Source organism: Burkholderia sp. BCC1985, assembly GCF_905339915.1.
Taxonomy (GTDB): Bacteria; Pseudomonadota; Gammaproteobacteria; order Burkholderiales; family Burkholderiaceae; genus Burkholderia.
The window spans coordinates 20,446-34,172 of sequence record NZ_CAJPGY010000005.1; the positions used below are offsets into that span (position 1 = coordinate 20,446).

General features: G+C 67.6%; 13 protein-coding genes. 8 read left to right on the plus strand and 5 right to left on the minus strand.

Annotation, left to right across the window (positions count from 1 at the left end):
- Positions 1-43: 43 nt before the first annotated feature.
- The 4 genes from U4Z31_RS06265 to U4Z31_RS06280 form a co-directional block, all read right to left on the minus strand.
- Entirely contained in the window at positions 44-1,096 is a 1,053-nt protein-coding gene (locus U4Z31_RS06265) for an AI-2E family transporter (RefSeq protein ID WP_044846613.1), read from the minus strand.
- Positions 1,097-1,327: 231 nt separating this feature from the next.
- Positions 1,328-1,912, minus strand: a complete 585-nt coding sequence (locus tag U4Z31_RS06270; protein ID WP_044846612.1) for a YSC84-related protein — start codon at positions 1,910-1,912, stop codon at positions 1,328-1,330.
- A 51-nt stretch (positions 1,913-1,963) separates the two neighbouring features.
- The gene (locus U4Z31_RS06275) at positions 1,964-2,350 is read right to left on the minus strand and encodes a DUF883 family protein (protein ID WP_044846611.1); all 387 of its coding nucleotides are present in this window, start codon (positions 2,348-2,350) and stop codon (positions 1,964-1,966) included.
- Between the two features lie 338 nt (positions 2,351-2,688).
- Positions 2,689-4,635 (minus strand): ExeM/NucH family extracellular endonuclease, encoded by a 1,947-nt coding sequence (locus U4Z31_RS06280; RefSeq protein ID WP_321809761.1) that lies wholly within the window; start codon positions 4,633-4,635, stop codon positions 2,689-2,691.
- 209 nt (positions 4,636-4,844) lie between these two features.
- Here U4Z31_RS06280 and U4Z31_RS06285 point away from each other — a divergent pair, with 209 nt between their 5' ends.
- The 8 genes from U4Z31_RS06285 (at position 4,845) to U4Z31_RS06320 (ending at position 12,036) form a co-directional block, all read left to right on the plus strand.
- A complete protein-coding gene (locus tag U4Z31_RS06285) occupies positions 4,845-5,198 on the plus strand; it encodes a YciI family protein (RefSeq protein ID WP_044846610.1) in 354 nt (117 codons plus the stop codon).
- A gap of 125 nt (positions 5,199-5,323) precedes the next feature.
- Positions 5,324-5,743 carry a YciI family protein gene (locus tag U4Z31_RS06290; RefSeq protein ID WP_044846609.1) on the plus strand — a complete coding sequence of 140 codons (420 nt, stop codon included), beginning with the start codon at positions 5,324-5,326 and terminating at the stop codon, positions 5,741-5,743.
- 35 nt (positions 5,744-5,778) lie between these two features.
- Positions 5,779-6,195: a VOC family protein gene (locus tag U4Z31_RS06295; RefSeq protein ID WP_044846608.1), complete on the plus strand. Its 417-nt coding sequence runs from the start codon at positions 5,779-5,781 to the stop codon at positions 6,193-6,195.
- Entirely contained in the window at positions 6,192-7,460 is a 1,269-nt protein-coding gene (locus U4Z31_RS06300) for an RNA polymerase sigma factor (RefSeq protein ID WP_124522626.1), read from the plus strand. Before U4Z31_RS06295 ends, U4Z31_RS06300 begins: the two co-directional genes overlap by 4 nt.
- A 391-nt stretch (positions 7,461-7,851) precedes the next feature.
- On the plus strand, positions 7,852-8,274 hold the full coding sequence (locus U4Z31_RS06305; RefSeq protein WP_040140994.1) for a rubrerythrin family protein: 423 nt from the start codon (positions 7,852-7,854) through the stop codon (positions 8,272-8,274).
- A 125-nt stretch (positions 8,275-8,399) separates the two neighbouring features.
- Positions 8,400-9,737: a heterodisulfide reductase-related iron-sulfur binding cluster gene (locus U4Z31_RS06310; protein ID WP_321809762.1), complete on the plus strand. Its 1,338-nt coding sequence runs from the start codon at positions 8,400-8,402 to the stop codon at positions 9,735-9,737.
- A gap of 44 nt (positions 9,738-9,781) precedes the next feature.
- Positions 9,782-10,363, plus strand: a complete 582-nt coding sequence (locus tag U4Z31_RS06315) for a DUF3501 family protein (RefSeq protein ID WP_124486466.1) — start codon at positions 9,782-9,784, stop codon at positions 10,361-10,363.
- A gap of 731 nt (positions 10,364-11,094) precedes the next feature.
- Positions 11,095-12,036, plus strand: coding sequence for a transposase (locus U4Z31_RS06320; RefSeq protein ID WP_321809763.1), 942 nt, complete (start codon positions 11,095-11,097; stop codon positions 12,034-12,036).
- 129 nt (positions 12,037-12,165) lie between these two features.
- On the opposite strand, the gene U4Z31_RS06325 is transcribed toward U4Z31_RS06320, so the two are convergent.
- Positions 12,166-13,692 carry a mannose-1-phosphate guanylyltransferase/mannose-6-phosphate isomerase gene (locus U4Z31_RS06325; RefSeq protein ID WP_044846604.1) on the minus strand — a complete coding sequence of 509 codons (1,527 nt, stop codon included), beginning with the start codon at positions 13,690-13,692 and terminating at the stop codon, positions 12,166-12,168.
- Between the last annotated feature and the right edge of the window lie 35 nt (positions 13,693-13,727).

Below are 13,727 nucleotides of genomic sequence, written 5' to 3' on the forward strand. Positions count from 1 at the left end.
ATCGAACCAAGCGGCGCATCTTCGTCATCCGTGACGCGCGGCGTCATTCCCCCTGTTCGGCGCGCGCGTAGATGTCCCAGCTCGCCATGAACAGCGCAGCGACGAGCGGCCCGATCACGAAGCCGTTGATGCCGAACAGCGCCATCCCGCCGAGCGTCGAGATCAGCACGACCCAGTCGGGCATCTTCGTGTCCTTGCCGACGAGGATCGGGCGCAGCAGGTTGTCGACGAGGCCGATCACGCCGACGCAGAACGCGACGAGGATCACGCATTTCCAGATCGCGCCGATCGCGAGGAAGTAGAGCGCGGCGGGCACCCACACGAGGCTCGCGCCGATCGCCGGCAAGAGCGACAGGAACGCCATCAGCGCGCCCCACAGCACGACGCCCTCGATCCCGAGGATCCAGAAGATCAGGCCGCCGAGCGCGCCCTGCACGAGCGCGACCGCGATGTTGCCCTTCACGGTTGCGCGCACAACCGTCGTGAACTTCGCGAGCAGCAGGTTCTTGTGCTCTTCGTCGAGCGGCATCGCGCGGCGCACGCGGCGGCCGATCTCGCCGCCGTCGCGCAGCAGGAAGAACACCATGTACAGCATCACGCCGAAGCTGACGACGAACTGGAACGTGTTCTGGCCGATGCTGAGCGCCTGGGTCGCTGCGAACTGGCTGATCTGCGCGGCGCCGTCGGTCAGCTTCTTCTGGATGCCGGGGATGTTGGTCAGCCCGTATTTCTGCAGCAGGTTCTGGATCGACGTCGGCAGCGCGTGAATGATGTCATGGAAGTACTGCGAATAATTCGGCTGCGCGCTCTTCAGTTCCTGGTACACGTACGCGATTTCCTGCACGAGCGTCGCCATGACGAACACGAGCGGCAGGATCACGATCAGGATGATCAGCGACATCGTCACGAGCGCGGCCAGGTTGCGCCGCTTGCCGAAGCGCGCGGCGAGCCAGCGCTGCACCGGCTGGAACAGGATCGCGAGAATGGTGCCCCAGAAGACAGCGCCGGAGAACGGCGCGAGTATCCAGCACAGTCCGACGGTGACCGCGAACAGCAGGAAATAGAAGAATTTTTGGTGATCGTGTCCGCTATCCATGGATGGTTCGCGCAGATTGATGCCTGGTTTGATTGAATTTCGTTGCCTCGGGCGCGATCGGCTCGCGAACGTCACGGATGTCGCGGCGCAGCGCGGCAAGGCGGCCTGATCGGCAGTATGCCCGCAAAGGTGCCGCCATCATACCCGCCGCGCGCGGCGCACGAGAAAACGCCGCGGCCGGGGCCGCGGCGTTGCCGGGAAGCGAACCGGCCCGGGGGCCGTGCCGCATCGTCAGATGTGGAGCCGGGTGACCTTGGTGCCGCTGACCGACAGATCGCCCATCAGGCCCGCGTTGGTCAGCACCAGCACCTCGACCGGTGCGGTGGCCGTGTTGGAGTCGATCGCGCCGTTCGCGCCCATCTTCACGACCGCGACGGAGGCGTCGGCGCCGGCCGACCAGCCTTCGGACTTGCGGAACGAGTCGAGCGCATCCTGCGTCATGAACAGGAACACGATCGCCTTCGACTGCGCACCGGCCTGCAGGCCGACCGACAGCGACGACGTGTTGTAGTAGCCGACGGTGCTGCCGCCGACGCGCAGCGCGCCGTTGCCGGACTGGCCGCCGACGATGAGGCCGGCCTGCAGCACGTTCGGGAACACGAGCACGCCGCGCGATTTCGCGACGAGTTCACGCGAGCCCGGCACCGTCGAATAGAGGCGCGAGATCGTCGCGTTCACGCTCGCGTCGATCGACTCGCGTTTCGACGCGCTGGCCGATGCGTTGTCGGGTTTGTTGGGGGTGGTGGTGCAGCCGGCAAGTGCGAGACTGCCGAGCATGACGGCGGCGGCGGCTTTCAGGACGAGGGACTTCTGCATGGCGTTTCTCCTTCGTTGTCGGGGTGAGGACGGACGGGGTGGTCGCCCCGTTCAACGGCGGGAAAGGAGCAGGCCGGCGACGAACGCGAGGCCCGCGACGACACCTGCGGTCTGCCAGGGATTGTCGTGCACGGCTTGCGATACGCGTTCGGCCGAATCGCGCAGCCGCGCGACCGCGGTGCCCGACGCGTAGTCGAGCGTGCTGCGCGCTTCGTCGAGCCGTGCCTGCACGCGCTTGCGCAGCGCGGCGATATCGCCGTCGCCGTCGTTCTTCAGCAGGTCTTCCAGTTCATCGACCAGCCCGCGCAGATCGTCGGACACGTCCGCATGCAGGTCGCGAGCCGCCGAGCGCGTCGTGCGTCCCACGCGCCGGCCGGTGCGACGGATGTCGGACAGGCCGCGGTCCAGCTTGTGTTCGATCGAGTCGGTGAGCGCCATGGTGTTTATCCTCCTTCGATTTGATTTGCAGGCTAATTTGAAGATAAGACGAATCCCAGCAACCAATGTGATTCACATCAGCCAATTGAGTTTCGAGACAAATTTTCAATTCGCCGGCAAATTTCCCGGGAAGCCCCGCGCAACGGGGCGGGGCGGCGGTTGAAAAAATTTCGCGCTTCGGGGCGAAGCGACCAGCAAGCCGTTGGCGCGACGTGAAAGTCCGGTAAATATGGCGTCGCCCGATGCGCCAGGTAAATAGTGCCGTTGCACGCATCATGCTGATGCAATTGCACTAATCGCCCGTCTCTCGGTGGAGCAGGGTTTGTGCCCGCGATGGCTCAGGTGGTGCCTTCGTCCGGCGCGAGGTCGATGACGACGGGGTCGTGATCCGACGAGCGATAGGCATCGGGTGCGTAATAGGCCGCCCGTTGCGCCGCGGTTTTGTAATCGGGCACGGATTGCAGCGCGACCGGTTCGTCGGCATTGATGTGCCACGCATGCACGGCCTTCACGCGCGCGGCAAGCGGCGACGTGGCGAGTGCGTGATCGAGGTTGCCCGCTTCGCCGCGGTATACGTAGCTGTAGCCGGCGTTGCCGGCGAAGCGGGCGACGAGGTTCGTATAGCCGCGCGATTCGAGCGCGCGCAGCGGGTCTTCCTTCGCGTAGCTGTTCAGGTCGCCGATCAGCAGCACGCCGTCGGCCGGGGCGCCGGTCGGCGACGTGGCGAGCCACGCGGCGATGCGTTCGGCCGCACGCGTGCGCGTCGCGTTCCAGCAGCCCTGACCGTCCGACTGGTCGAGATCCGGGCCGCTCGCCCGTGGGCAGTTCTTCGATTTCAGGTGATTGACCGCGACCGTGAATGCGCGGGTGCCGCCGATGCGCCGGAACGTCTGCGCGAGCGGCGGGCGATTCCGGCCATCGAGCGCGACGGTCGCGGCGCGCCCGACGAGTTCGATCGTCCGGCTGTCGTACAGCAGCGCGACCGCGATCGCATCGCGGCCGAGTCGCGCCGTGCCGGGGTCGACCGCGCGCCAGCCGTCGCCGAGCCGCGCCGCGAGACGCTGCACGGCGCTCGCGGGGCCGTGGCCGTTGTTCGCGATTTCCATCAGGCCGATCACGTCGGCGCGCAATGCACGCAGTGCGGCGACGATCTTCGCTTCCTGGCGGGCGAAGACGGCGGGCGTCTTCGCGCCGCGATTGGCCGGATCGTCGAAGCCGCCGCCGCTTCCGTCGCCGTTGAAATAGTTGAAGACGTTGAACGACGCGACCCGCACGTCGGCCTGCGGATGCCGCGGCGGGGCATCGGTCCGCGGATTCGATGCGGCGTCGAAGACCGGCGCCGACGCCGGCACGGGCTGCACTCGCCACGTGCCGTAGCGCTGCTCAAGCACACCTTCGACGCCGCGCACCGTGTAGCCCGCGCGCAGCGTGTTGGCGGCGCCCAGCGCAGGCGGCGGATATCGGGCGGTCGCGGGGTTCACGCGGCTCGAACCGTCGTCGAGCACGACGCGGTTGCGGGCATTGGCCGCCGCCTGCGCGGCGGCGTCGGCCGGCGGCACCACGTGCGTCGGCATGTAGAGGCGACCGTGGCTGAGCACGATGCTGCCGTAGCGGCCGAGGTCGTAGGTATCGCTGACGGTCAGCGTTTGCGGAAAGCGCACGCGCATGCCTTCATGCGCGGCGAATACGGACTCGCTGTCGACCGGCAGCACGAGCGCGGCCGGCGTGACGGCCTGTCCGCGCGCGCAGACGGCCACGCGGCCCGACAGAGCCAGTTGCGTGCGGCCGTACTTCTGCTCGATCCTGCCGGTGACGTGCACGCGTTCGCCCGGGCGGACACGCGCGTGCGGCGCGTAGACGAACAGGCCTTCCGGGACGCCCGGCCGGTGGCGCCGCTGCGCATCCGCCTGCTGGACGAAGAATCCGCCGAAGCCGTCGGCGCCGCCGAATGCCGCGGTGACGATCGCTTCGATCGACGCGGTGCGCCCGGCCAGCGGCGACCGGCCGCCGGAATGCCGGAGGTCGGCGATCGCCGTCGTGGGGCCGCCGCAGCCCGCGCTGACCGGAGGCGCGGTGGCGGCGGCGGTGGCGGCCGGCGCTGAAAGGGCAAATGCGGCAAATGCGGCAAACGAGGCAAACGAGGCAAACGAGGCAAACGAGGCAAACGAGGCAAACGAGGCAAACGAGGCAAACGAGGCAAGCGGGGCGAGCGGGGCGAGCGGGGCGAGCGGGGCGAGCGGGGCGAGCGACGCGGCGAGCGCGAGCGGCGGCGGCAGGCGTGACATGGAGTGCTCCACAGGAAGAAAATTCGAAGGTTCGGGCAAGCATCTTGACGGCAAAATCGCGTGCTGCGTTCGAATTGGCCATCAGGCCAGTGTCGAACGGCCAACGATGACGGCCGGCCCGCCCGCGGCTGTTACGCTTCGCATCTGACGTGTCATTCCGGCCTGCGATCCGAACGCTTCTTGCGCACGGCCCCCCACTGGAGAGTTCCATGTCCTACATGCTGTTGATTGTCGAACCGACCGGCCAGCGCGCCGAACGCACGCTCGAGGAGGGGCAGGCGCTGTACGCGCGGATGGTCGATTTCGCGCAGACGCTGAAGGCGCGCGGCGTGCTGCGCGGCGTCGAGTCGCTCGAGCGCTCGGAGCGCGCGACGCGTGTGCAGGTGCGCGACGGCGAGACGCGCCTCGTCGACGGCCCGTTCGCCGAGGCGAAGGAAATGGTCGGCGGGTTCTTCATCGTCGACGTCGACACGCGCGAGGAAGCGATCGCGATCGCGCGCCAGTGCCCGGCCGCGCAATGGTGCACGGTCGAGGTGCGCGCGGTCGGCCCATGCTTCCTGTGACGGCCGCGGCTCGGTGTTAACCCTGATTCGTCGCGCCGTACGTCGATCCGGCAGTCTGCCGCCCGTCGTAGGGATAAGGCGCCGATGAACGGACGCCCCTTTCCACCGATGACAAGGAGTGAACGATGCGATTCATGATCATGATCCGGGCGAACGCCGTCAGCGAATCCGACGCATTGCCGGACAACCGGCTGGTCGAGGCGATGACGGTCTATCACGAGGAGCTGGCCAAGGCCGGCGTGCTGCTCGATGCGAACGGCCTGCGGCCGAGCGCGCGCGGCTGGCGCGTGCGCTACTCAGGCGGCAAGGGCACGGTGGTCGACGGCCCGTTCGCGGAGACGAAGGAACTGATTGCCGGCTATACGCTGATCCAGGTGCGCTCGCGCGACGAGGCGCTCGAATGGACGCGCCGGTTTCCCGCGCCGTTCGGTGCGGAGATGGACTGCGAGATCGAGGTGCGGCCGCTGTTCGAACTCGACGACCTGACGCCCAGCGAGGCGGTCGAGCGGTTCCGCGAACTCAATGTCGGGCACGGCCACGCCTGACTTCACCCGAAGCCAATCCTACCGGAGCACCCGTCATGCACAAGATGGTTTTCATCAACCTGCCCGTGGCCGACCTGCCGCGCTCGAAGACGTTCTACCAGGCACTCGGTTTCGAAGTCGTGCCGGCCTATACCAACGATCAGGCTGCCTGCATCAAGATCAGCGACACGATTTTCGCGATGCTGCTCGTGCGGCCGTTTTTCCAGACCTTCACCGGCAAGACCATCGTCGATCCGGCGACGCAGGTGCAGGCGCTGTCGTGCCTGTCGTGCGACAGCCGCGCCGAGGTCGACGCGATCGTCGCGAAGGCGCTCGCGGCCGGCGGGTCCGCGCCGCAAGCGCCGCGCGAGTATCCGAACATGTACGGCCACGGGTTCGACGATCCGGACGGCCACGCATGGGAGCTGATGGCCATGCCGCTGGATGCGTCCGCCCAGGGGCAAGCGTCGTGACGCGTGAGGCGACTCACCGTGCGATCGAAGCGGTCTGGCGGATCGAGGCGCCCAAGATCATCGCGCGCGCCGCGCGCGTGGTGCGCGACGTCGGCGTGGCCGAGGAACTGGCGCAGGACACGCTCGTCGCGGCGCTCGAGCACTGGCCCGTCGACGGCGTGCCCGACAATCCGGCCGCGTGGCTGATGACGGCCGTGAAGCGGCGCGCGCTCGACCGGGTGCGGCAGGAGTCGCTGCATGCGGCGAAGCGCGACCAGCTCGGCCATGAAATGGACGCGCTCGAGGCGCACGTCGTCCCCGACATCGCGGAGGCGCTCGCCGACGCGCGCGACGACGATATCGGCGACGACCTGCTGCGGCTGATCTTCACGTCGTGCCATCCGGTGCTGTCGACCGATGCGCGCGTCGCGCTGACGTTGCGGCTGCTCGGCGGGCTGACCACGAGCGAGATCGCGCGTGCGTTCCTGTCGCCCGAGCCGACGATCGCGCAGCGCATCGTGCGCGCGAAGCGCACGCTCGCGGCGGCGCGCGTGCCGTTCGAGGTGCCGGCCGCCGACGCGCGGCCCGCGCGGCTCGCGTCGGTGCTCGAAGTGATCTATCTCGTATTCAACGAAGGCCATGCGGCGACCGCCGGCGACGACTGGACGCGCCCGGCGCTGTGCGACGAGGCGCTGCGTCTCGGCCGCGTGCTCGCCGGGCTCGTGCCGGACGAAAGCGAAGTGCTCGGGCTCGTCGCGCTGATGGAACTGCAGGCGTCGCGCATGCATGCGCGGACCGATGCGCAGGGGCGCCCCGTGCTGCTGCTCGACCAGGACCGCAGCCGCTGGGATCCGCTGCTGATCCGGCGCGGCCTCGCGGCGCTCGAGCGGGCGACGAAACTCGGCGGCGTGCGCGGCCCGTATGCGCTGCAGGCCGCGCTGGCGGCGTGCCATGCACGCGCGCGGCACGCGTCGGACACGGACTGGGCGCAGATCGTCGCGCTGTACGACGCGCTCGCGGAAGTCGCGCCGTCGCCGGTCGTCGAGCTGAACCGTGCAGTGGCGGTGGGGATGGCGTTCGGGCCTGCCGCGGCGCTGGAAATCGTCGACGTGCTGCGCGACGATCCGGCGCTCGCGCGCTATCACTGGTTGCCGAGCGTGCGCGGCGACCTGCTCGCGAAGCTCGGCCGCGCCGACGAGGCGAAGGTCGAGTTCCGCCGCGCGGCGGAATTGACCCGCAACGAGCGCGAAAGGGAATTGCTGTTGAAGCGCGCGACGGATGCGTGACGCAGACGGGCGACGCCGGTGTGCGTACACCGCGCGTCGCATCGAACGCCAAAACGCCAAACGCCAAAACGCGGGCCGCCAAACGCCAGACGCCAGACGCCAGACGCCAGACGCCAGACGCCAGACGCCGAGCGCAGAACGCAGAACGCCGAACGCCGAACGCCGAACGCCGAACGCCGAACGAAACGCCCCCAGCCAGCGCCCCGCCTCCACCCGTCCCTCATTCCCGCTCCCCGCTATCGCACGGATTGAAAAAGCCTATTGGGGGATGCGAACGCCAGCGCCTAGATTAAAAGGCACGAAGCGTGCGTGTCCGGCGTCCGCATCGTTCCCCATATCCATCATCGGCCCGGCTTCGCACGCGGCCGCGCCGACTCGAACGGAGGCGCACATGGCTCAACTCAAGGGCAGCAAGACCGAAGAGAATCTGAAGGCCGCATTCGCGGGCGAATCGCAAGCGAACCGGCGTTATCTGTATTTCGCTTCGAAGGCCGACGTCGAAGGCCAGAACGACGTCGCCGCGCTGTTCCGCTCGACTGCCGAAGGCGAAACGGGCCATGCGCACGGTCACCTCGAATACCTCGAAGCAGTCGGCGATCCGGCGACGGGTCTGCCGTTCGGCTCGTCGCGGCTGAACCTCGAATCGGCGATCGCCGGCGAGACGCACGAGTACACCGACATGTATCCGGGCATGGCGAAGACGGCGCGCGAAGAAGGCTTCGACGAAATCGCGAACTGGTTCGAGACGCTCGCGAAGGCCGAACGCAGCCACGCGAACCGCTATACGAAAGCGCTGGACGCACTCGTCGACTGACGCGGGCGTCGCCCCGAGGCCGCACGGCCCGGCCGGGCAGGTCCCGCGGCCGGCCGTGCGTTGATCGCCGCCCGCGCCGCGCGGGCGGCGCGTTCGCGCGCATGCGCGCCACGCTGGAGCGCCTCATGCCCCACAAGGAAGGCAGTCTCGAAGCCCCGACCCGGCATCCACTCGACTGGCAGTCCGAAGCGTTCTACGACCAGGCCGCGATCGATGCGGAAATGACGCGCGTGTTCGACATCTGCGCCGGTTGCCGGCGCTGCGTGTCGCTGTGCGGCGCGTTTCCCGCGCTGTTCGATTTCGTCGACGACACGCCGACGGGCGACATCGAGGAAGTGCCGAAGGACGCGTTCGGCAAGGTCGTCGACCAGTGCTACCTGTGCGACCTCTGCTACATGACGAAATGCCCGTACGTGCCGCCGCATGCATGGAACGTCGACTTCCCGCACCTGATGCTGCGCGGCAAGGCCGCGCGCTACAAGCGCGGCGAGGCGCCGCTGCGCGACAAGGTGCTGTCGAACACCGACGCGCTCGGCCATTTCGCGGGCATTCCGATCGTCACGCAGACGGTGAACGCGGTCAATCGCACGCCGCCCGCGCGCCACGCGCTCGAAGCGGCGCTCGGCGTCGATCGCAACGCATGGCTGCCGGAGTTCGCGCCGCGCAAGTTCCGGCGCGCGGCGAAGCGCTCGGACGGCCCGCCGGTTCGCGACGGCGAACGCACGCCCGGCAAGGTCGCGATCTACGCGACGTGCTACGTGAACTTCAACGAGCCGGGCATCGGCCACGACCTGCTCGCGATCCTCGCGCACAACGAGATCCCGTACGAACTCGTCACGCGCGAAGCGTGCTGCGGGATGCCGCTGCTCGAGCAGGGCAATCTCGCGGGCGTCGCCGCGAAGAAGGCCGTGAACATGCCGGTGCTGGAGCGCTATGCGCGCGAAGGCTATGCGCTGATCGGCGCGATCCCGAGCTGCGTGCTGATGTACAAGAGCGAACTGCCGCTGATGTTCCCCGGCGACGAAGCCGTGCGCGCGGTGGCCGATGCATTCTGGGATCCGTTCGAGTACGTGATCGCGCGGCATCGCGACGGTTTGCTCAAGACCGATTTCAAGCAGGGCCTCGGCACCGTGTCGTATCACGTGCCGTGCCACGCGCGCGTGCAGAACATCGGCCGCAAGACGGCCGACACGCTGTCGCTCGTGCCCGATACGCGCGTGAACGTCGTCGAGCGCTGTTCCGGGCACGCGGGCACGTTCGGCGTGAAGAAGGCCTTCCATGCGGACGCGATGCGGATCGGCGCGCCGGTGTTCAAGGCGATGGCCGAGCCGAAGCCGGATTTCGTGTCGTCGGACTGCGCGCTCGCCGGCCATCACATCGTGCAGGGCATCGACGAGAAAGGGTTGCCGGCCGCGCCGCTCGCGCATCCGCTGACGCTGCTGCGCCGCGCGTACGGCATCTGAACCGGCCGTTTCACGACGACATCGACGCTATCCGAGGACATCCCATGACACTGACCCGCGACTCGCTGCTGACGCTCGAAGCGTACGCGAAGATCCGCAAGACCGAACACGCGCGGCTCGTCGCGCACAAGCGCCGCCGCGCGGTAGCGCTCGGCAACCATCTGCGCCTCCTGTTCGAGGACGAGACCACGATCCGCTACCAGATCCAGGAAATGCTGCACATCGAGAAGATATTCGACGAGGCCGGCATCGAAGGCGAACTGGAAGCCTATCTGCCGCTCGTGCCCGACGGCACCAACCTGAAGGCGACGCTGCAGATCGAATACGAGCACGAAGCCGAGCGGCGCGCGGCACTCGCGCGGCTGATCGGCGTCGAGGATCGCGTGTACCTGCGGGTCGACGGGCACCCTGACGTCTATGCGATCGCCGACGAGGATCTCGACCGCGACAACGCGGAGAAGACCTCGGCCGTGCATTTCGTGCGCTTCGAACTGAGCGGGCCGATGCGCGCGGCGCTCAAGGACGGCGCGACGCTGTCGATCGGCTGCGATCACCCGGCCTATACGGTGTCGCCGCAACGCATCGCGGCGGACGTGGCCGCGTCGCTGGCCGGCGATCTGCGCTGACGTGCGGCCGGGCGCCGCGCTCCATATCGCGCAGATCGCACGTCGTCCGGCCGCGAAACGCGGCGCCCGACCGTCGCGCCCGCCGCCGCCGCCTGCCCGTTACCGCCGAAGATGTAACAGACCCGTCCACGCTTGCATGCCGGGAAACAATGTGCATCGCCTGTCCGACCGCTTTCATTACTCGCCGAGAAACAATAAAAAGATTGTGCACGGAGAAATTTCGGCTCAACGGAATTTGAATGATTTACCGATCCGTGAATATCTTGTTACGAAATTTTCCCTGATTTACCGATTTTGGCCGGGCATTCGCGGGATTGTTGCGGGAAAGGGTCGGAACATGGTGAATCGCTTGCCGGGCAGCCTGCGGACACTCCCGCAGAGCCCCGCCAGACGGGGCTTCCCAGCGTTGCGCATAACGATCGCGTAAAAAAATTCAACGGTAAATGGATTGCGCATCCATGGCAGGTTGTTTCAGTGCGTAACATTAAGTCATTGTCATATTGAGATAAACCCTGAGGATGGTATGCTTCGTGCACAAAAATTCCCACATTGGAGTGAGACCGTGATTTGTGCGCCATTGCCGGGAATGGCGGCACCGTGAAAGTGCGGTGTCGCGCCGGCATGCACAACAAGCGGATAACCATAATGTGCAACCGGGCCGCCCCGTGACGCGATGCGTGACGGCGGCGCCGACAATCGCAGCCCCGGCCTGGCTGTGTGGAGAAACAACTATGTTCTTCGATGAGCTTAACGATGAAGAGTGGTTTCGTCTTTCAACGCTGATCGCCGACGAGCCGATTCGGCTGAACCGTCGAGGCCGTCCACGCGCGGAACCGCGCGTCGTCGCCAACGCGGTCCTCTGGATCCTGACGACCGGTGAAGCGTGGTCCAAACTGCCCGGGCGCTATCCGTCCGGGCCGACGTGCCGCCGCCGCTACGAGGAGTGGCTCGCGAACGGCACGCTGCTGCAAATGATCGACGTGCTGACCCAGTTCAGCGGGCGCACGTTCGCGTATGTGCCGCCGCCGCCGGCGCCGGTCGCGCCGGCATGCCGTGCGGAACCGGCGCCCGACAACGACCGTCTGCGCGGCGTGTTCTGGCAGAACCCCGAGTCGTGGCAACTGCCGGTCGCGCACGCAAACGTTTGGGATGGCGAGGGCGCGACGCTGTCCGCGATGCCGAACGACGCAGCGCACGCGTCGTCCGGAGCGTCGTTCGCGGTCCCGGGCGCGCAGCCCGCGGGGCTGCGCCACGGGCGTCCGTCCGCCGCGAGCTTTGCCGCGGCCGAGCCGCAAGTCGATGAATACCGCGGCTATACGATCTGCGGCAGTGCGCAGCCGGTGCAGAACCTGATGTATCGCGCGTGGGCCGAGATCATGCAGGACGATCGGCGCGTCGAGCGCTCGGGCCTGATCGGCCCGCGCTTCACCGATGCGGAGGAAGCCGAGCAGTACGCGCTCGACTGGGCGCGTCAGTGGATCGATCGCCACGGTGCGAGCGACGAACCGGCGCGTGCGCCGCAAAGCGAGGTGCTGGCCGGCCTGTCCGCGCTGGCGCGGGCCGAGTCGGACATCAAGCGCTTCATCGCCGAGCGTCGCGCGGGCGCGCTGTCCGAGAGCCGCAACGACTCGGTGCAGCCGGACCGCCGCGAATACGCGTACCGTGTAGGTTGATCGTCGTCCGCACGAAAAGAAAATGCGCGGGCCGTCGTGTGTCACGGCGCCCGCGCGTTGTTTTTTGTCGCTTCCATTGCCCGTGATGCCGGGTGCACCGTTGCGACGGTGCACCCGGCAGGCATTGCGTCACTGGCGTCCGTAGGTATCGTCGAAGCGGACGATGTCGTCCTCGCCGAGATACGCGCCCGACTGCACTTCGATCAGCTCGAGCGGCATCTTGCCCGGGTTCTCGAGACGGTGCGACACGCCGAGCGGGATGTACGTCGATTCGTTCTCGGACAGCAGGAAGGTTTCGTCGCCGCGCGTGATGCGCGCGGTGCCGCGCACGACGATCCAGTGCTCGGCGCGATGGTGGTGCATCTGCAGCGACAGTCGCGCGCCCGGCTTCACGACGATGCGTTTGACCTGGAAGCGCTCGCCCGTGTCGACCGAGTCGTAGTGCCCCCACGGGCGATGGACCTTGCGGTGATCGGTCGCTTCCGCGCCGCGTTCGGCCTTGATGCGCCCGACGATTTTCTTCACGTCCTGCACGCAGGACTTGTCGGCGACGAGCACGGCGTCGGGCGTTTCGACGACGACGAGATTCTGCGTGCCGACACATGCGACGAGCCGGCTTTCCGAATGCGCGAAGGTCGATTCGGCATTCTCGAACAGCACGTGGCCGCGGCCGACGTTCTCGGCATCGTCCTTCGGCAGGATCTGCCAGATTGCGTCCCACGAACCGACGTCCGACCAGCCTGCGTCGAGCGGCACGACGACGCTTTCGCACAGCTGCGGCAGGTTCACGAGCCGCTCCATCACCGCGTAGTCGATCGAGTTCGACGGCGAGGACGCGAACGCGTCGCGGTCGACGCGGAAGAAGTCGCCGTCGTCCTTGCCGCGTGCGACGGCCTGCTCGCAGGCCGCGAGGATCTCGGGTTCGAGCTGGCGGATCGCGTTCAGCCACACCGATGCGCGCACGATGAAGATCCCGCTGTTCCACCAGTATTCGCCGGAGGCGACGTACTGCTGCGCGAGTTCGAGATGCGGCTTTTCGACGAAGCGGTCGAGACGGCGCACGTCGAGGTTGCCGGTGCCGGCATCGCCGAGCGGCGCGCCGACGCGGATGTAGCCGTAGCCCGTTTCGGCGCGGCCCGGCACGATGCCCATCGTCGCGATCTTGCCCTGGGCCGCGCAGTGCACGCCGGCCGCGACGGCCGCATGAAAGCGCGGCTGGTCGGCCACCGCGTGGTCGGCCGGCATCACGGTCATCACGGCATCGCCGCCGCGGGCGACGATCCGCAGCGCGGCGAGCGTCAGCGCGGGCGCGGTGTCGCGGCCAAGCGGCTCGAGCATGATCGACGCACGCTTGCCGGTCAGGCGCAGTTGCTCGGCGGTCGTGAAGCGGTGATCCTCGCCGCACACGATCAGCACCTCGTCGTTCAGCGGATGACCGGTCGCGAGGCCGTCGAGCCGCAGCGCGGTGGATTGCAGCAGCGAATGATCGCCGAGCAGGCCGATCAGCTGCTTCGGATAGTGTTCGCGCGACATCGGCCACAGACGCGTGCCCGAACCGCCGGCAAGGATCACCGGCTGCACCGCGACGCGCGTGCTGGCGTCGCTGGCGGCGGAAGAAGAAGGGCGCGTATCGGCTGCCACGGCCGGAGCATTCATGATGACACTCTCCTCGATTGAAGTCAGTGCCTGTT